General features: G+C 68.4%; 14 protein-coding genes. 11 read left to right on the top strand and 3 right to left on the bottom strand.

Annotation, left to right across the window (positions count from 1 at the left end; genetic code table 11):
- Positions 1-5 precede the first annotated feature (5 nt).
- The gene (locus VH88_RS15340) at positions 6-506 is read left to right on the top strand and encodes a YbjN domain-containing protein (RefSeq protein WP_052689474.1); all 501 of its coding nucleotides are present in this window, start codon (positions 6-8) and stop codon (positions 504-506) included.
- Between the two features lie 85 nt (positions 507-591).
- Here VH88_RS15340 and mdh read toward each other — a convergent pair whose 3' ends face one another.
- Positions 592-1554 (bottom strand): malate dehydrogenase, encoded by a 963-nt coding sequence (gene mdh, locus VH88_RS03220; RefSeq protein ID WP_045809972.1) that lies wholly within the window; start codon positions 1552-1554, stop codon positions 592-594.
- Between the two features lie 138 nt (positions 1555-1692).
- Between mdh and VH88_RS03215 the strand changes: the two genes are divergently transcribed.
- Together VH88_RS03215 and VH88_RS03210 are read left to right on the top strand one after the other, a co-directional pair.
- A complete protein-coding gene (locus tag VH88_RS03215; protein ID WP_045809971.1) occupies positions 1693-2595 on the top strand; it encodes an SIMPL domain-containing protein in 903 nt (300 codons plus the stop codon).
- A complete protein-coding gene (locus VH88_RS03210; protein ID WP_369796254.1) occupies positions 2592-2993 on the top strand; it encodes an HIT domain-containing protein in 402 nt (133 codons plus the stop codon). The genes VH88_RS03215 and VH88_RS03210 overlap by 4 nt, the downstream gene beginning before the upstream one ends.
- On the opposite strand, the gene VH88_RS03205 is transcribed toward VH88_RS03210, so the two are convergent.
- The gene (locus tag VH88_RS03205) at positions 2990-3826 is read right to left on the bottom strand and encodes an aldo/keto reductase (protein WP_045809969.1); all 837 of its coding nucleotides are present in this window, start codon (positions 3824-3826) and stop codon (positions 2990-2992) included. The genes VH88_RS03210 and VH88_RS03205 overlap by 4 nt on opposite strands.
- A 47-nt stretch (positions 3827-3873) precedes the next feature.
- Between VH88_RS03205 and VH88_RS03200 the strand changes: the two genes are divergently transcribed.
- On the top strand, positions 3874-4845 hold the full coding sequence (locus tag VH88_RS03200; RefSeq protein WP_045809968.1) for an alpha/beta fold hydrolase: 972 nt from the start codon (positions 3874-3876) through the stop codon (positions 4843-4845).
- Here VH88_RS03200 and VH88_RS03195 read toward each other — a convergent pair.
- Positions 4842-5846, bottom strand: a complete 1005-nt coding sequence (locus VH88_RS03195; RefSeq protein WP_045809967.1) for an LLM class flavin-dependent oxidoreductase — start codon at positions 5844-5846, stop codon at positions 4842-4844. The genes VH88_RS03200 and VH88_RS03195 overlap by 4 nt on opposite strands.
- Positions 5847-5948: 102 nt before the next feature.
- On the opposite strand from VH88_RS03195, the gene VH88_RS03190 reads away from it, so the two are divergent.
- The 7 genes from VH88_RS03190 to recA all read left to right on the top strand — a co-directional run bounded on the left by VH88_RS03190 (position 5949) and on the right by recA (position 13416).
- Positions 5949-6212: a hypothetical protein gene (locus VH88_RS03190; RefSeq protein ID WP_045809966.1), complete on the top strand. Its 264-nt coding sequence runs from the start codon at positions 5949-5951 to the stop codon at positions 6210-6212.
- A 77-nt stretch (positions 6213-6289) separates the two neighbouring features.
- Positions 6290-6784, top strand: coding sequence for a hypothetical protein (locus tag VH88_RS03185; protein ID WP_045810040.1), 495 nt, complete (start codon positions 6290-6292; stop codon positions 6782-6784).
- Positions 6781-7578 (top strand): PA-phosphatase, encoded by a 798-nt coding sequence (locus VH88_RS03180; protein ID WP_045809965.1) that lies wholly within the window; start codon positions 6781-6783, stop codon positions 7576-7578. Before VH88_RS03185 ends, VH88_RS03180 begins: the two co-directional genes overlap by 4 nt.
- Positions 7578-8528, top strand: a complete 951-nt coding sequence (locus VH88_RS03175) for a right-handed parallel beta-helix repeat-containing protein (protein ID WP_045809964.1) — start codon at positions 7578-7580, stop codon at positions 8526-8528. Before VH88_RS03180 ends, VH88_RS03175 begins: the two co-directional genes overlap by 1 nt.
- 65 nt (positions 8529-8593) lie before the next feature.
- Complete coding sequence (locus tag VH88_RS03170) at positions 8594-10444, top strand: M20/M25/M40 family metallo-hydrolase (RefSeq protein WP_045809963.1); 1851 nt, start codon at positions 8594-8596, stop codon at positions 10442-10444.
- Positions 10445-10523: 79 nt separating this feature from the next.
- Positions 10524-12164, top strand: coding sequence for an MHYT domain-containing protein (locus VH88_RS15335; protein WP_052689473.1), 1641 nt, complete (start codon positions 10524-10526; stop codon positions 12162-12164).
- Positions 12165-12333: 169 nt separating this feature from the next.
- Positions 12334-13416: a recombinase RecA gene (gene recA / locus VH88_RS03160; protein ID WP_045809962.1), complete on the top strand. Its 1083-nt coding sequence runs from the start codon at positions 12334-12336 to the stop codon at positions 13414-13416.
- Positions 13417-13554 lie beyond the last annotated feature (138 nt).

Below are 13554 nucleotides of genomic sequence, written 5' to 3'. Positions count from 1 at the left end.
TTTCCATGCGCCGTCTCGCCCTCGCCGCCGCCCTGTCGTTGACCTTATCGCCGCTGACGGCGGGAGGAGCGTTCGCCCAGACGGCGCCGTCTGCCGCCAGTCGCGGGCTGACGCCGGCCGAGGTCGCGACGTGGATCACTGGGGTGGGCGGGCGGGTCGGTCCGGTGCAGACCGAGAACGGCCTGACCTTCTTCACCGTGACCAATGCGGGCCTGACCTGGGCGGTCTTTTTCTATGGATGCGAGGCGTCTGGCTGCGGCGAGGTCCAGTTCAGCGCCGTTGTGCCGGGCGCCGGCGCGACGCTGGACAAGGTCAACGCCTGGAACCGCGACAACCGCTATCTGAAGGCCTTCCACACCGCCGCCGAAACGCCGACGGCGACGGTGCAGTACGATGTCGTCGTGCTGTCGGGCGAAGGCGTGGCGCAACTGGCGGATCCGCTGACGGTCTGGCTGCAACTGCTGCCCAAGTTTGCGGCAGGCATGGGCTACGTCGCGACGCGATGAGCTCCCTCCCCCAACGGAAGAAGGGAAAAGAAAAAGGGCCTGCGGATCGCTCCGCAGGCCCTTCGTCATTCGATGGTCGCGCGGCCTACGCCAGCGAGGAATCGATGTCCTTGCAGGCTTGCAGCAGGCCCTGGACCGAGGCGACGGACTTTTCGAACATCGCCTTTTCTTCGTCGTTGGTCGTGAACTCGACGATCTTCTCGACGCCGCCGGCGCCGATCAGGGCGGGAACGCCGACGTAGAGGTCCGACAGGCCGTATTCGCCCGACAGCCAGACGGCGCAGGGCAGGACGCGCTTCTGGTCCAGCAGGTAGGACTTGGCCATGGCGATGGCGGATTCCGCCGGGGCGTAGAAGGCCGAGCCGGTCTTCAGCAGGGCCACGATCTCGCCGCCGCCCTTGCGGGTGCGCTCGACGATGGCGTCCAGCTCGTCCTGCGACAGGAAGCCGGCGGCGACGGCGTCCGGCAGGGGCAGGCCGCCGACGGTCGAGTGGCGCACCATCGGCACCATGTCGTCGCCGTGACCGCCCAGGGTCCAGGCGTGGATGTCCTGCACCGACACGCCGGTCTTTTCAGCCAGGAAGTAGGCGAAGCGGGCCGAGTCCAGCACGCCGGCCATGCCGACGACCTTCTCCTTGGGCAGGCCCGAGAACTTCTGCAGGGCCCAGACCATGGCGTCGAGCGGGTTGGTGATGCAGATGACGAAGGCGTTCGGGGCGTGGGCCTTGATGCCTTCGCCGACGGCCTTCATGACCTTCAGATTGATTCCGATCAGGTCGTCGCGGCTCATGCCCGGCTTGCGCGGCACGCCGGCGGTGACGATGCAGACGTCGGCGCCCGCGATGTCGGCATAGTCGTTGGCGCCCTTCAGGGCCACGTCCTGGCCGAAGACGGCCGAGGCCTCGGCGATGTCCAAGGCTTTGCCTTGGGGCGTGCCCTCGGCGATGTCGAACAGGATCACGTCGCCCAGGGCTTCGCGCGCGGCCACGTGGGCCAGGGTTCCGCCGATCATGCCGGCGCCGATAAGGGCGATCTTCGCGCGAGCCATGGAAGTCTCCGTTTATTGCGTGTGCGAAAGGGGATTAATCGTGCGGGCGGTCTAGACCCCTCGCGCGGCTGTCGCAAGAACCTCGCTTTACGGCCTTGGTCAGGCTTGCGAAGGTCCGGCGCAAACCGGAGGATTTCGATGCGCCGTTCATTCGCTTTCGCCCTGCTGCTGGCGTCGGTCGCCACGCCTGTGCTGGCTCAGACGCCGCCCGCGACGATCGGCGACCGCTATATCCCCGCACCCTGGTGGATGCGCGATCCGGTGATCGCGTCGCTCGGCCAAGTCCGGGTGGAAATTCCCGCCAACCGCGCCTTCGTCTCGGCCAGCTTCCAGTCGGTGGACCGCAGCGTCGCCGAGGCCTCGCGCGCCGCCGCCGATCAGGTGCGGGCGCTGAGCCAGGCCTTGTCGGCCTATGGCGCGGACAAGGTGCGGGTCGAGACCAGCGTGACCACCCGGCCGCTCTATGACCAGTACCGCGACGAAAACGGGGTCATGCGCGACAACATCCGCGCTGACCGCGTGGCTCGCTATCAGGCCGACGCCTCTGTCAATGTGACGGTGCGCGACGTGCGCCTGATCGAGCGGGTCTATGCGACCATCGTGGCCTCGCGTCCGACCGCGATCGGACAGGTGAACTTCAATCTGGAGCCGGACAACAGCTGGAAGGCCAATCTGCAGGCCGAGGCGATGAAGGATGCGCGCCGCCGGGCCGAGGCGGCGGCGACCAATGCGGGCGCGACCCTGGGCCGGGTCAAGATCATCGATCCGTCGGGGCGGGTCTGTCAGACGGACGTGCTGGCGGGGTGGCCTTCGTACGGCGCAGGCGGCGGGCACGAGACGACGGTGGACGACATCGTCGTGACGGGGTCGCGCATGGCCTATGCACCCCCGCCTCCGCCGCCACCACCGCCGCCGCCCCCGCCTCCAGCGCCCGGCGGCGGGGCGCCGAGCGAGGCTCAGATCGAGGCGGCGCGGCTGGCGCTGCAACCCCCGTTGCAGGTGATGACCGACAGCGCCTGCGTCATTTACGGACTGAACTGATGGGGTTTGAGGTCGCGCCCGCCTTCGAGGTGGGATCGGTCGCCGTCGCCGAATGGCCGCTGTGCCATGTGCGGCTTCAGGACGACGCCCGCTTTCCCTGGCTGATCTTGATTCCGCGCGTCGAGGGCGCGGTGGAGCTGGAGGACCTGAGCGTCGAACAGCGGGCCACATTGATGGAGGAGACGGTGCGGGCCGGGGCCCTGGTTCGTCGGCTGGGCGCGGTCGAAAAGCTGAACGTCGGCGCCATCGGCAATGTGACGGCGCAACTGCATGTCCATGTGGTCGGCCGCCGCCGCGACGACGGTCTTTGGCCCGATCCGGTCTGGGGTCGCGGGCCGGTTGTTCCGTATGCGGATGATGAGCGGGCGCGGCGGCTGGCGATCGCCGCCGGAAGCTAGATAATATCCAGCGGTACGGCGTGTTTTGGGGGCGGGAAGGCCGCATCCAGCCGTTCCAGATCCTCCAGATCGAACTGGATCTCCAGGGCGTCGGCGTTGGCCTCGACGTGTTCGACGGAACTGGCCTTGGGGATGGCGATGACGCCGTCGTGGCGCAGGACGGCGGCCAAGGCCACTTGGGCCGGGCTGGCGGAATGGCGATTGGCGATGTCGCGGATCAGGGGCTGTTCCAGCAGTTCGCCCCTTCCAAGCGGCGAATAGGCCATCATCGGCATGTCGCGCGCCTGCATCCAAGGGAAGAGGTCGAACTCCACCCCGCGTGAGCCGAGATTATAGAGCAACTGATTGGCGGCGCAGTCCTCGCCCCCCTCGATCTCGATCAACTGCTCCATAGCGCGCAGGTCCAGGTTCGACACGCCCCAGCGGGCGATCATCCCTTCGTCGACCAGATCGCGGAAGGCCTCGACGGTCTCTTCCAGCGGAACATGGCCTTCCCAGTGCAGCAGGTAGAGGTCCAGCCGCTCGACGCCGAGCCGTTCCAGCGACTTCTCGCAGGCCAGCATCATCTTCATCTCGGACGCGTTCTCGGGCCGGACCTTGGAGACCACGAAGACCTCATCGCGGCGTCCGGCGATGACCTCGCCCACCAGCCGCTCCGAGCGGCCGTCGCCGTATAGTTCGGCCGTGTCGATCAGGGTCATGCCCAGATCGATGCCGCGCGCCAGGGCCTGCTGCTCCTCATCGCGCCAGGCCGGGTCGTCGCCCAACTCCCAGGTGCCTTGGCCGAGGGCGGGAACGGTCGTACCGTCCGCAAAGGTGACGAGGCGGGTCATGTCCGTCCTGACGATAATGAGCGGCGAAGACGCCGTCGGAGGAAGCGATGCGAACCCGGCATATCAAGCCCGACGGTCTGGTCCAACAGGTTCTGGAGGCCGGGTTCGAGCATGATAACGCGCCTCTGGTCCTGCTGATCCACGGCTTTCCCGAACTGGGGATCAGCTGGCGCGCCCAGGTCCAGGCGATCGCGCAGGCGGGCTATCATGTCGTCGCCCCGGACATGCGGGGCTATGGCGGAACAGAGAAGCCGGAGGGAGTGGAGGCCTATTCCATCCTGCATCTGGTCGGTGACATGGTTGATCTGGTCCGCGCGCTGGGCAAGGCGTCCTGCATCGTCGTCGGGCATGACTGGGGCGCGCCGGTGGCCTGGCATTGCGCCCTGTTGCGGCCCGATCTGTTCACGGCGGTCGCGGGCCTGTCGGTGCCGTTCCAGCCGCGCCGACCCACGGGACCGCCCACCGCCGCCATGGCCGCCATCTCGAAACGGGCCGGTCTGGGCGACCTCTATATAAGCCGGTTCCAGGCGCCGGATGCGCACCGCGCGCTGGACGCCGATCCGGCGATGGCGTTGAGGAAACTGTTCTACGCCTACGACGGTGCGACTCCCGCCGATCGCAGATCGACCGGCTTCATGCCCGAAGGCGTGGCCCTGCTCGACACCATCGCCGACGATGCGACCCTGCCGCCGTGGATGAGCGAGGCGCATTTCGATGAATATGTGCAGGCCTTTTCGGACGGCGGGTTCGAAGGACCCCTGAACTGGTATCGGGCGATGGACCTGAACTGGTCGCTGACGGCCTTCGTGCAGGACAAGAAGATCACCCCGCCCGCCCTGTTCATCGTCGGCGAGGACGACCCGGTGCGCCACTACGCCGGCGGGCACGAGGCGGGCCTGAAGGACTGGGCGCCGAACCTGATCCGCTCGGTGGTCGTGTCGGGCGCGGGTCACTGGATCCAGCAGGAACGGGCGGACGAGATCAACCGCCTGCTGCTGGATTTCCTGAAGGGCCTCTAGGCCGCCTGCTTCGTGGTCATCTGATCCCGCGCCTCGGCGACGATCTCCAGGCTGCGGATGCGGGCGGTGTTGTCGAACATCATGCCGGTGACCATCAGTTCGTCCACGCCGGTCAGGGCGATGAAGTCGGTCAGTTGGCGCTTGACGGTTTCCGGGCCGCCGATGGCGGAATAGAGCAGCCGGCCCTTGGCGCCGGCGATCTGCTGCGGCGTCAGGATCGCGGTGATGTCATCGACGGGCGGCGGCAGCTTGCCCGGCTTGCCGGTCGAGAGGCGGGCGAAGCTCTGCTGCATCGACGTGGACAGACGCACGCCCTCGGCGTCCGTATCGGCGGCGAAGACGTTGATCGCGGCCATAGCGTGGGGCTTGGCCAGGCGGTCCGACGGGACGAACTCGCGACGGTACAGGGCCAGGGCCTCCAGCAGCAGTTCGGGAGCGAAATGGCTGGCGAAGGCGTAGGGCAGGCCGAGCTGGCCGGCGAGCTGGGCGCTGAACAGGCTGGAGCCCAGAAGCCAGATCGGCACGCGCAGGCCGGCGCCCGGGACGGCGCGGACGGGCTGGTGCTCAGACGCCGGCTCGAACCACTGGATTAGCTCGACCACATCGCGCGGGAACTGGTCTGCGCCTTCGAAATAGCGCCGCAGCGCACGGGCGGTGGCGCCGTCCGTGCCGGGCGCGCGGCCCAGGCCGAGATCGATGCGGCCCGGAAACAGGGTCTCAAGCGTGCCGAACTGTTCGGCGACGACCAGGGGCGCATGGTTGGGCAGCATGACGCCGCCGGAGCCGACGCGAATGCGCTCGGTCCCCGCCGCGACATGGCCGATGACGATGGCGGTGGCGGCGCTGGCGATGCCGGGCATATTGTGGTGTTCGGCCAGCCAGAACCGCTCATAGCCGAGCCGATCGGCGGCCTGGGCCAGGGCCAGGGTTTCATCCAGGCCGCGTCGGGCGTCGCCGCCTTCGACGATGGGAGAGAGGTCGAGAACTGAAAACGGGATCATGACGCCTAGATCGGGTCTGTCCCTCGGGGTTCAAGGGCGAGGGTCTGGAACCGCAACCGGATCAGACGATTTAGACTGATCTCGACAAGCGGAGACTGCGTCATGACCGACACCGATTCCCCGAAGCCCGAAGCGGATTGCGACGACGCGCGCGAGGCCGCCGACATGGGCGAAAAGCCGGACCTGGGTCACAAGGCGGATACGCTGATCGAGGCCCTGGACGGCAGCGATTCGGGATCGGACACGCGGGCAGGCTCGCTGCGCGGCGGATCGGCAAGCGGTTCGGACGACGACCCCGACTCCGCCGAGATCAACGACCGACTGGCGAAGGAAGGCTCGGCCGGTCGAGACGGCGCCGCCGGCTGAGTGGGCACCTTGTCGCCGCCGCAACCATGCGCCACGGTGGCGCTCTGACCTTCCATCGGTCCAAGGACGACCTTTCGATGACGCTTCGCTTGGCGGCCCCCGCCGTCGTGGTTCTGTTTTGCCTCGCAGGATGTGATCGCTCGGCCCAACCGGTCGAGGCCAAGGCTGCGCCTGAAGCGTCGGCGCCGACCGTCGCAGATGCGACGCCTCCCGCAGCCGAAGCTCCCGCCGTAGGAGGGGCTGCGCCCGCCGCCGCCGACGGGCCGCCGTCCTTCGCCGTCGTGTATCCCGGCGCACAGGTGGACGGACAGCCGCTGGCCGCCGGCGGCGAGGCCGGGCCGGGCGGCCTGGTCACCTTCACCACCACCGCTTCGCCGGACGATGTCGTCGCCTTCTATCGCGAGCGCGCCGAGAAGGCGGGCCTGCGGTCCGTCGCCGGAATGAACCAGGGCGACACGCGCGCCTATGGCGCGGCGGCGGACGCTGTGAACGGCGCCTCGCTACAGGTCGTCGCCACGCCGACCGAGACTGGCGTGACCTCGGTCCAGCTGGGCTGGAGCGCCGGTCAGTGAAGCGGGTCGCCGCCCTGGGCGCGGCGACGGCGATCCTGCTGGCCGGTGGGTGCGCAGGGGCGCCCAAGCCGGACGGCGCGATGCCGGCTGAAGGCTATTTGAGCGATGAAGTTGTCGTCCAATTAACGAACGCAGTCCCGCCGGCCCCGGCTCCGGGGTCCGTCGCGGATATTGCGGACAAGGCGGCCTCGGCGCGTCTTGTGGCTCTGGAAGACGGCGACCGTTGGCTGCTGGCGACCGCCCATGCCGAGTTGCGTCCGCCGCTGGCCTTGCAACATTTCGATTGCGCCTTGGGTGTTCGTCTGGGGTCGGCCGAGACGCCAGCGCTGGACCGCGTGATGGCGCGGATCTTCCACGATGCGAACAGTGCGGCCGAACGCGTCAAGGCGCGCCAGGCGCGGCTGCGGCCGGTCGGCGACGATCTCGGTCGTCGCGCCTGCCAGACCCTGACGCCGGCGGCGAGACGCAGCGCCTCCTATCCGTCCGGCAGCGCGGCGGTCGCGACGGCCTATGGCGAGGCCTTTGCGGCGCTGGAGCCGGACCGCGCGGAGGCCCTGCGCCGGATCGGGCACGAGATCGGGGTCAGCCGCCTGGTCTGCGCCATGCACTATCCAACCGATGTCGCGGTCGGCGAACAGATCGGGCGGGATGTTGCGGCCAGGGCCGTCGCCACCCCCGTCTTCGAAGCAGACATGGCGGCGGCGAGGGGCGAACTGGCGGCTGCGCGTCGCAGCGGCCTGACCAATCCCGGCTGCGCGGCCGAGCGCGCGGCCCTGGCGATCCCTCTGCCCTGATGACGGCGGCGCTGGCCCTGGCCTTGCTGACCTTTCAGGCGCCAGCCGCCAGACCGTGCACGCCGCAAGAGGTGGCGGCGCTGACGGCGCCGTCGACGCAGCCTTATCGCCTGACGTGCCAAGCCGACCTGCCGGGCGTCGATATCCGCCGCCGTGTGCTGATCGAAGGCGGGGAGAGTTCAGGCGCGTCGCTGGATTGCGGGGGCGGGACGATCCGCGCGCCGGGCCCGACGACGACCGCCGCCCCGACCCTCGCCGTCTGGTCCCGCCGCGAGGGCGATCGGTGGTCGCGGCCGGTCGATGTGACGATCCGAAACTGCACCGTCGTCGGCAATGTGCGGATCTGGGGCATGGGTGCGGGCGGATCGATGCGCGATCTGCTGGCCTCTTCACGCACCGCGGGGCACACGCTAGCGGCCCAGTCCGCCGCGCCGCTCCGCGTCACCCTGGACCGGGTTCGGTTCGAGGGCGTGGGGACCATTCCCCTGTATGTCGGACCCGGGGTCACGCGCACCACTGTGACGCGATCCCGCTTTACGGGGCGCTCGACCTCGACCGCCGTCTATCTGGACGCCGAGAGCGCAGGCGCGCTGATCCAGGATAATGATTTCGATATTCGCACCGGGCGCGAGCAGATCGCGGTGGACGGGTCGGGCGCCAACCGCATCGTCGGCAACCGGCTGGCGCTGCGCGGCAAGGGCGGGGTCTTTCTGTACCGCAACTGCGGCGAGGACGGCGTGATCCGCCACCAGACGCCGTCCTATAATCAGATTACGGACAATCTGTTCACCGGCGCGGGTTGGCTGAGGCCGCGCGCGGTGGTGATCGGGTCGCGTGAAGGCGGGCGACGCTACTGCGGCGACGACCGGGGCTGGCCGTTCGGCTCCAGCGCGGACGACGGCGACGGGGCCACGGGGAATCTGGCGGCGCGCAACGTCTTGCGACGCTGATCGAGGCCTTGCGCACACCGGCGGTTCGGGGATGATTGCGGGACAGAGCGATCGGGGGATTGGATATGCGTTGGGTGTTGTTTCTGGCGTCCCTTGCGGCGGCCCTGGGCTTGGCGGTGCTGACCGCGCAGACGCCCAAACCCCTGCCCGCCTCGGCGCCTGCGGTTCAGTTCTCGGCCGCGCGCGCCATGATGGACGTGAACCGGATCGCGAGATCGCCGCATCCGGTCGGCTCGGCCGAGCATCGGCAGGTTCAGGCCTATCTGGTCCAAAGGCTGACGGCGCTGGGGCTTCAGCCCAGCCTGCAGACCGGCGCCCTATCGCCCGCCGCCGTCGCGCGGCTCGAGCGGGAGGGTGGAAATGCGGGCGGCGTCCAAGCCGTCAATGTCATCGGCGTCCTGCCGGGACGGAATCCGGCCCTGCCTGCCGTGGCCCTTATGGCGCATTACGACACCTCGCCGACCTCGCCCGGCGCCGCCGACGACACGTCCGGCGTGGCCGCCATTCTGGAGGCCGTGCGCGCGATCAAGGCACGGGGCGGGGCCGAGCGGACGCTGGTCGTCCTGTTCACCGACGCCGAGGAGCTGAATCTGGACGGGGCGCGGGCCTTCTTCAGCGAACATCCGCTGCGTGACGACATCGGCGCGGTGATCAATCTGGAGGCGCGGGGCGGCGGCGGGCGCGCGATGATGTTCGAGACCGGACCCGGCAACGCCCAGACCATCGCCCGCTATGCCCAGGCGACGCAGCGGGCGACGGGCGGGCCGTCCAGCAACGCCCTGGCCATCTTCGTCTATCGGCTGATGCCTAACGGCACGGACTTCACCGTGGCGGCGGATCGCAAACTGGCGGGGATCAACCTGGCCTTCATCGGCCGCCCGGCACAGTACCATTCACCGTCCTCGACGCCGCAGGCGCTGGATCAGGGCAGCGTGCAGCATATCGGCTCCCAAGCGCTGGAAATGGCCGATGACCTGTTGCGGGCGCCGAACCTGCCGAAGGCGACGCAGAACGCCGTCTATGCCGACGTCTTCGGTCTGTTCGTCGTGCAGCATTCGCCGGCGATCGGCTGGCTGCTGCTGGCCGTGGCGGTTCTGGCGACGGCCTTCGCCGCCTGGGGCGCGCGCCGTGCGACGGGTTTGAGAGCCCTGTCGGTCTTACGCGGCGCGGCGGATGGCCTGTGGCTGTTGGCCAGTGCGGTGGTGGTGGGACAAGCGGTGCGCGTCCTGGCCGGGCCGATCGGCCGTCGCGTGGATTCGGCCGACCTCTATTACACCTTACTGCGTCGCCTGCCGGTTCTCGAAATCGCCGTGGCCCTGGCCATGCTGGCCCTGGTTATGATGCTGACCGCAGGGCGACGGTTGCTGGGTCGATGGGGCGCGGCCGGGGTTGTCCTGGCCGCTTTCGCGATTGCAGCGGCGCTTGGCGGTTTCAGCCTGCCGGTCCTGGGGGCGACGGTGATCGCTCTGGCGCTCAGCCTGACGCGGCCGAAACCGCAGGACGCAGACGCCGTCTGGGGCGGCTGGCTGGGGCTGATCGTCCTGGTCCTGATCCTGGGCGGCGGGGTGCAGGCGGCGGCGCCGGAAGCCGCCTTCCTGCTGCTGTGGCCCGGCCTGATCGCCGCCCTGGCCGCCGCGTCGACGGCGGTGATCGGCGCCCGCTTCGGCTCGTGGGCGTCCTTCGCGCCCGCCGTCGTCGCCACAGCCCTGGTCGGCGGGTGGTTGCTGGTTCAGGGGCACGGCGTCTTCCTGGGCGTCGGCATGGACATGCCTGGCGCTGTGGGGCCGATCGCCCTGATGATCGCGATGCTGGTCCGTCCGCTGGCGCCGCGATCGGGGCGGGCCTTGCCGATCTTCGCCGCCGCCAGCCTGGCGCTGGCTGTTGCAGTCGCCGTGGGGGCCAGGTTGGTCGCTTGATCCAGATGCGTTTCGCAGTCGTCCGAGCGATGAAACCGGGCTAAGCATACCGCTGCTGTTTCTCGGAGCTTCGGCGCGTTTGCACCATCTTCACGTCAATCCGTTCACCGTCCTGTCGCTGGCGATAGCGATCCTGGGCGCGTGGACGGCTCTGGATTTGTTCAACCGCACCCGCGATCAGATCGGCGCGACGCGGTTGCGTTGGCTGGGCGTCGCCGCCCTGGCCTTGGGCGTCAGCATCTGGTCGATGCATTTCATCGCCATGCTGGGGTTCGAAGTCGAAGGCCCGGTCTTCTATGATCCCGGCCTGACGCTGGTGTCGTTCCTGCTGGCGACGGCCGGCACGTCCTTGGCCTTCCTGACGGCGGGGACGGCGCAGGCCAGCCCCTTGCGACTGGCGCCGGCGGCCCTGCTGATGGGCGGGTCCATCGTCGCCATGCATTATGTCGGGATGGCGGCGATGCGGATGAACGCCGTCCTGAGCTATCAGCCCGTGCTGGTCGCCCTGTCGGTTCTGGTTGCGGTCGCCGCGGCCTATGCCGCCCTGATTGCGGCCCGCCAGGAGCGGAGCCTGGCCTGGCGCGCGGTCGCCGCCGTGATCCTGGGTCTGGCCATCGTCTCCATGCACCATGTCGGGATGGCGGCCCTGATCCTGACTCCGATCGCCGACGCAGGGCCGGTGGAGGGCGGAGCGTCGCCGGTCGTCCTGGCGGTCGCGGTGACGACCGGGGCGGTGACGTTGCTGTTTCTCGCGCTGGGCGCCTCGATCGTGGATCAGCGCGCCAATGTCCTGGCGGCCGTGGACGCAGGCGGCGTCGGCTTCTGGGAAGCGACCCTGCCGATGAAGACGACGATGATGTCAGGCCGCGCGCGCGAAATCCTGTCCATCGACGCGGACAGCCGTCTGGGAGCCACCGAGATCGGCGATCGTCTGTCGCCCGAGGATCTGCCGCTGCATCGTCAGGCGCTGAAGCGCGCCCTGGCGGGGGAGGGCGAATATGATCAGGAATGGCGTCTGCCGGCCTCGGGCCGCTGGATCCATCTGAGGGGGCGCCTGATCCGCAGTCGTTCGGGCCGGCCGATCAAGATGTCGGGCGTCATCACCGACATCACCGATCGCCGTGAGGCCTTCGCCGCCCTGGCCGACAGCGAACGCTTGCAGCGATTGCTGATCAACGAACTGAATCACCGGGTGAAGAACACCCTGGCCACGGTGCAGTCCATCGCCCACCAGACGGCGCGGCGCACGCCGGATGTCGCCACCTTCACCGCCCTGTTCGAGGCGCGGCTGGTGGCCCTGTCCAACACGCAGAACCTGCTGACGGCCGCGAACTGGGAGCGTGTCGATCTGCGCGCCATGCTGGCTCAGGAACTGGCGCCCTATGCCCAGGAACAGGTTCGCCTGACCGGTCCGGCCGTCGATCTGAACGCGCAGCAGACGTTGGGCATGGGGATGGTCTTTCACGAACTGGCGGTGAACGCCGCCAAATATGGCGCCCTGTCGAACGCCTCGGGCTGCGTGCGGGTCGACTGGTCCGTGGCGGACGGCCATCTGCTGCTGGATTGGGTCGAAAGCGGCGGGCCGGCGGTGTCGCCGCCTCAGCGCAAGGGCTTCGGTTCGGTGCTTATCGATTCGACCATCAACCGCTCGCTGCGCGGCTCGGCGGTCATGACGTACGACCCCGAAGGCGCCAGCTTCAGCCTGCGTCTTCCGCTCTAGCTTGCGTCAAAAACGGTCGTAGGTTTTGGCTGTTCTCGCTTTGATCAATGAGAACATCTTGTGAACCGGAACAAACCATGCACATAGTCGGCCTCACGAAACGGGGGCGGGTCCAGGCGGGTCTCTCCCAAGCTTAATGACAGGAATCATGGCAAGGGAGACGAAGGCAATGGCTTCACAGGCGGCACTCAAGTTGGTGGGCAAGGACGACGGCGACAAGCAACGCGCCCTGGAGGCGGCGATCGCGCAGATCGATCGCGCCTTCGGCAAGGGCTCGGTGATGAAGCTCGGCAAGGCCGGGCAGGTGAATGAGATCGAGAGCGTCTCGACCGGTTCGCTGGGCCTGGACATGGCCTTGGGCATCGGCGGCCTGCCGGTCGGGCGGGTGATCGAGGTCTTCGGCCCGGAATCCTCGGGCAAGACGACCCTGGCCCTGCACACCGTCGCCGAAGTGCAGAAGAAGGGCGGGGTCGCCGCTTTTGTCGACGCCGAACACGCGCTGGACCCGGTCTACGCCCAGAAGCTTGGCGTCAATCTGGATGATCTTCTGGTGTCGCAGCCGGACACCGGCGAGCAGGCGCTGGAGATCGTAGATACGCTGGTCCGGTCGGGCGCCGTAGATATTGTGGTCGTGGACTCCGTCGCGGCCCTGACGCCGCGCGCCGAGATCGAGGGCGAGATGGGCGACAGCCTGCCGGGGCTCCAGGCGCGCCTGATGAGCCAGGCGCTGCGCAAGCTGACGGCCTCCATCAGCAAGTCGAAGTGCATCGTCCTGTTCATCAACCAGATCCGTCACAAGATCGGCGTCATGTACGGCAGCCCCGAGACGACGACGGGCGGCAATGCGCTGAAGTTCTACGCCTCGGTGCGTCTGGACATCCGCCGCACCGGCGCGATCAAGAACCGTGACGAGGTGGTCGGCAACACCACACGGGTCAAGGTGGTCAAGAACAAGGTCGCCCCGCCGTTCCGCGAGGTCATCTTCGACATCATGTACGGCGAAGGCATCTCCAAACTGGGCGAAGTCATCGACCTGGGCGTCAAGGCCGGCATCATCGAGAAGTCGGGCAGCTGGTTCAGCTATGACTCGACCCGGATCGGTCAGGGCCGCGAGAATGTGCGCGAGTTCCTGAAACAGAACCCAGACATCGCCGCCTCAATCGAAAAGAACGTGCGCGCCTCGACTAACAAGATCGCCGACGAACTGCTGGGCACGCCCGAGCCGGACGAAGGCCAGGACCTGGAAGGCTGACGCCGGCCTCCGAGGTTGGGCGAACCCTAGCGGTTCGCCCGGCTGCGGCCCTGCCTTTTCACCGCTACTCCGCGCCCCTAGCGACCCGCCACCGACCCCGCGAAGGGCGGCGGAGCGACCCGCTCGACCTCGTGTCGG

Origin of the sequence: Brevundimonas sp. KM4, from assembly GCF_000964075.1 — a bacterium.
Lineage (GTDB): Bacteria > Pseudomonadota > Alphaproteobacteria > Caulobacterales > Caulobacteraceae > Brevundimonas > Brevundimonas huaxiensis.
The sequence above is the reverse complement of the archived record's forward strand: the minus strand, read 5'-3'. Positions and strand labels throughout refer to the sequence as shown.

What these genes read in the sequence shown, in the direction of transcription:
- VH88_RS15340 (WP_052689474.1), top strand. Translation starts at nt 6, where the DNA reads ATGCGCCGTCTCGCCCTCGCCGCCGCCCTGTCGTTGACCTTATCGCCG.
- mdh (WP_045809972.1), bottom strand. Translation starts at nt 1,554, where the DNA reads ATGGCTCGCGCGAAGATCGCCCTTATCGGCGCCGGCATGATCGGCGGA.
- VH88_RS03215 (WP_045809971.1), top strand. Translation starts at nt 1,693, where the DNA reads ATGCGCCGTTCATTCGCTTTCGCCCTGCTGCTGGCGTCGGTCGCCACG.
- VH88_RS03205 (WP_045809969.1), bottom strand. Translation starts at nt 3,826, where the DNA reads ATGACCCGCCTCGTCACCTTTGCGGACGGTACGACCGTTCCCGCCCTC.
- VH88_RS03200 (WP_045809968.1), top strand. Translation starts at nt 3,874, where the DNA reads ATGCGAACCCGGCATATCAAGCCCGACGGTCTGGTCCAACAGGTTCTG.
- VH88_RS03195 (WP_045809967.1), bottom strand. Translation starts at nt 5,846, where the DNA reads ATGATCCCGTTTTCAGTTCTCGACCTCTCTCCCATCGTCGAAGGCGGC.
- VH88_RS03190 (WP_045809966.1), top strand. Translation starts at nt 5,949, where the DNA reads ATGACCGACACCGATTCCCCGAAGCCCGAAGCGGATTGCGACGACGCG.
- VH88_RS03185 (WP_045810040.1), top strand. Translation starts at nt 6,290, where the DNA reads ATGACGCTTCGCTTGGCGGCCCCCGCCGTCGTGGTTCTGTTTTGCCTC.
- VH88_RS03175 (WP_045809964.1), top strand. Translation starts at nt 7,578, where the DNA reads ATGACGGCGGCGCTGGCCCTGGCCTTGCTGACCTTTCAGGCGCCAGCC.
- VH88_RS03170 (WP_045809963.1), top strand. Translation starts at nt 8,594, where the DNA reads ATGCGTTGGGTGTTGTTTCTGGCGTCCCTTGCGGCGGCCCTGGGCTTG.
- recA (WP_045809962.1), top strand. Translation starts at nt 12,334, where the DNA reads ATGGCTTCACAGGCGGCACTCAAGTTGGTGGGCAAGGACGACGGCGAC.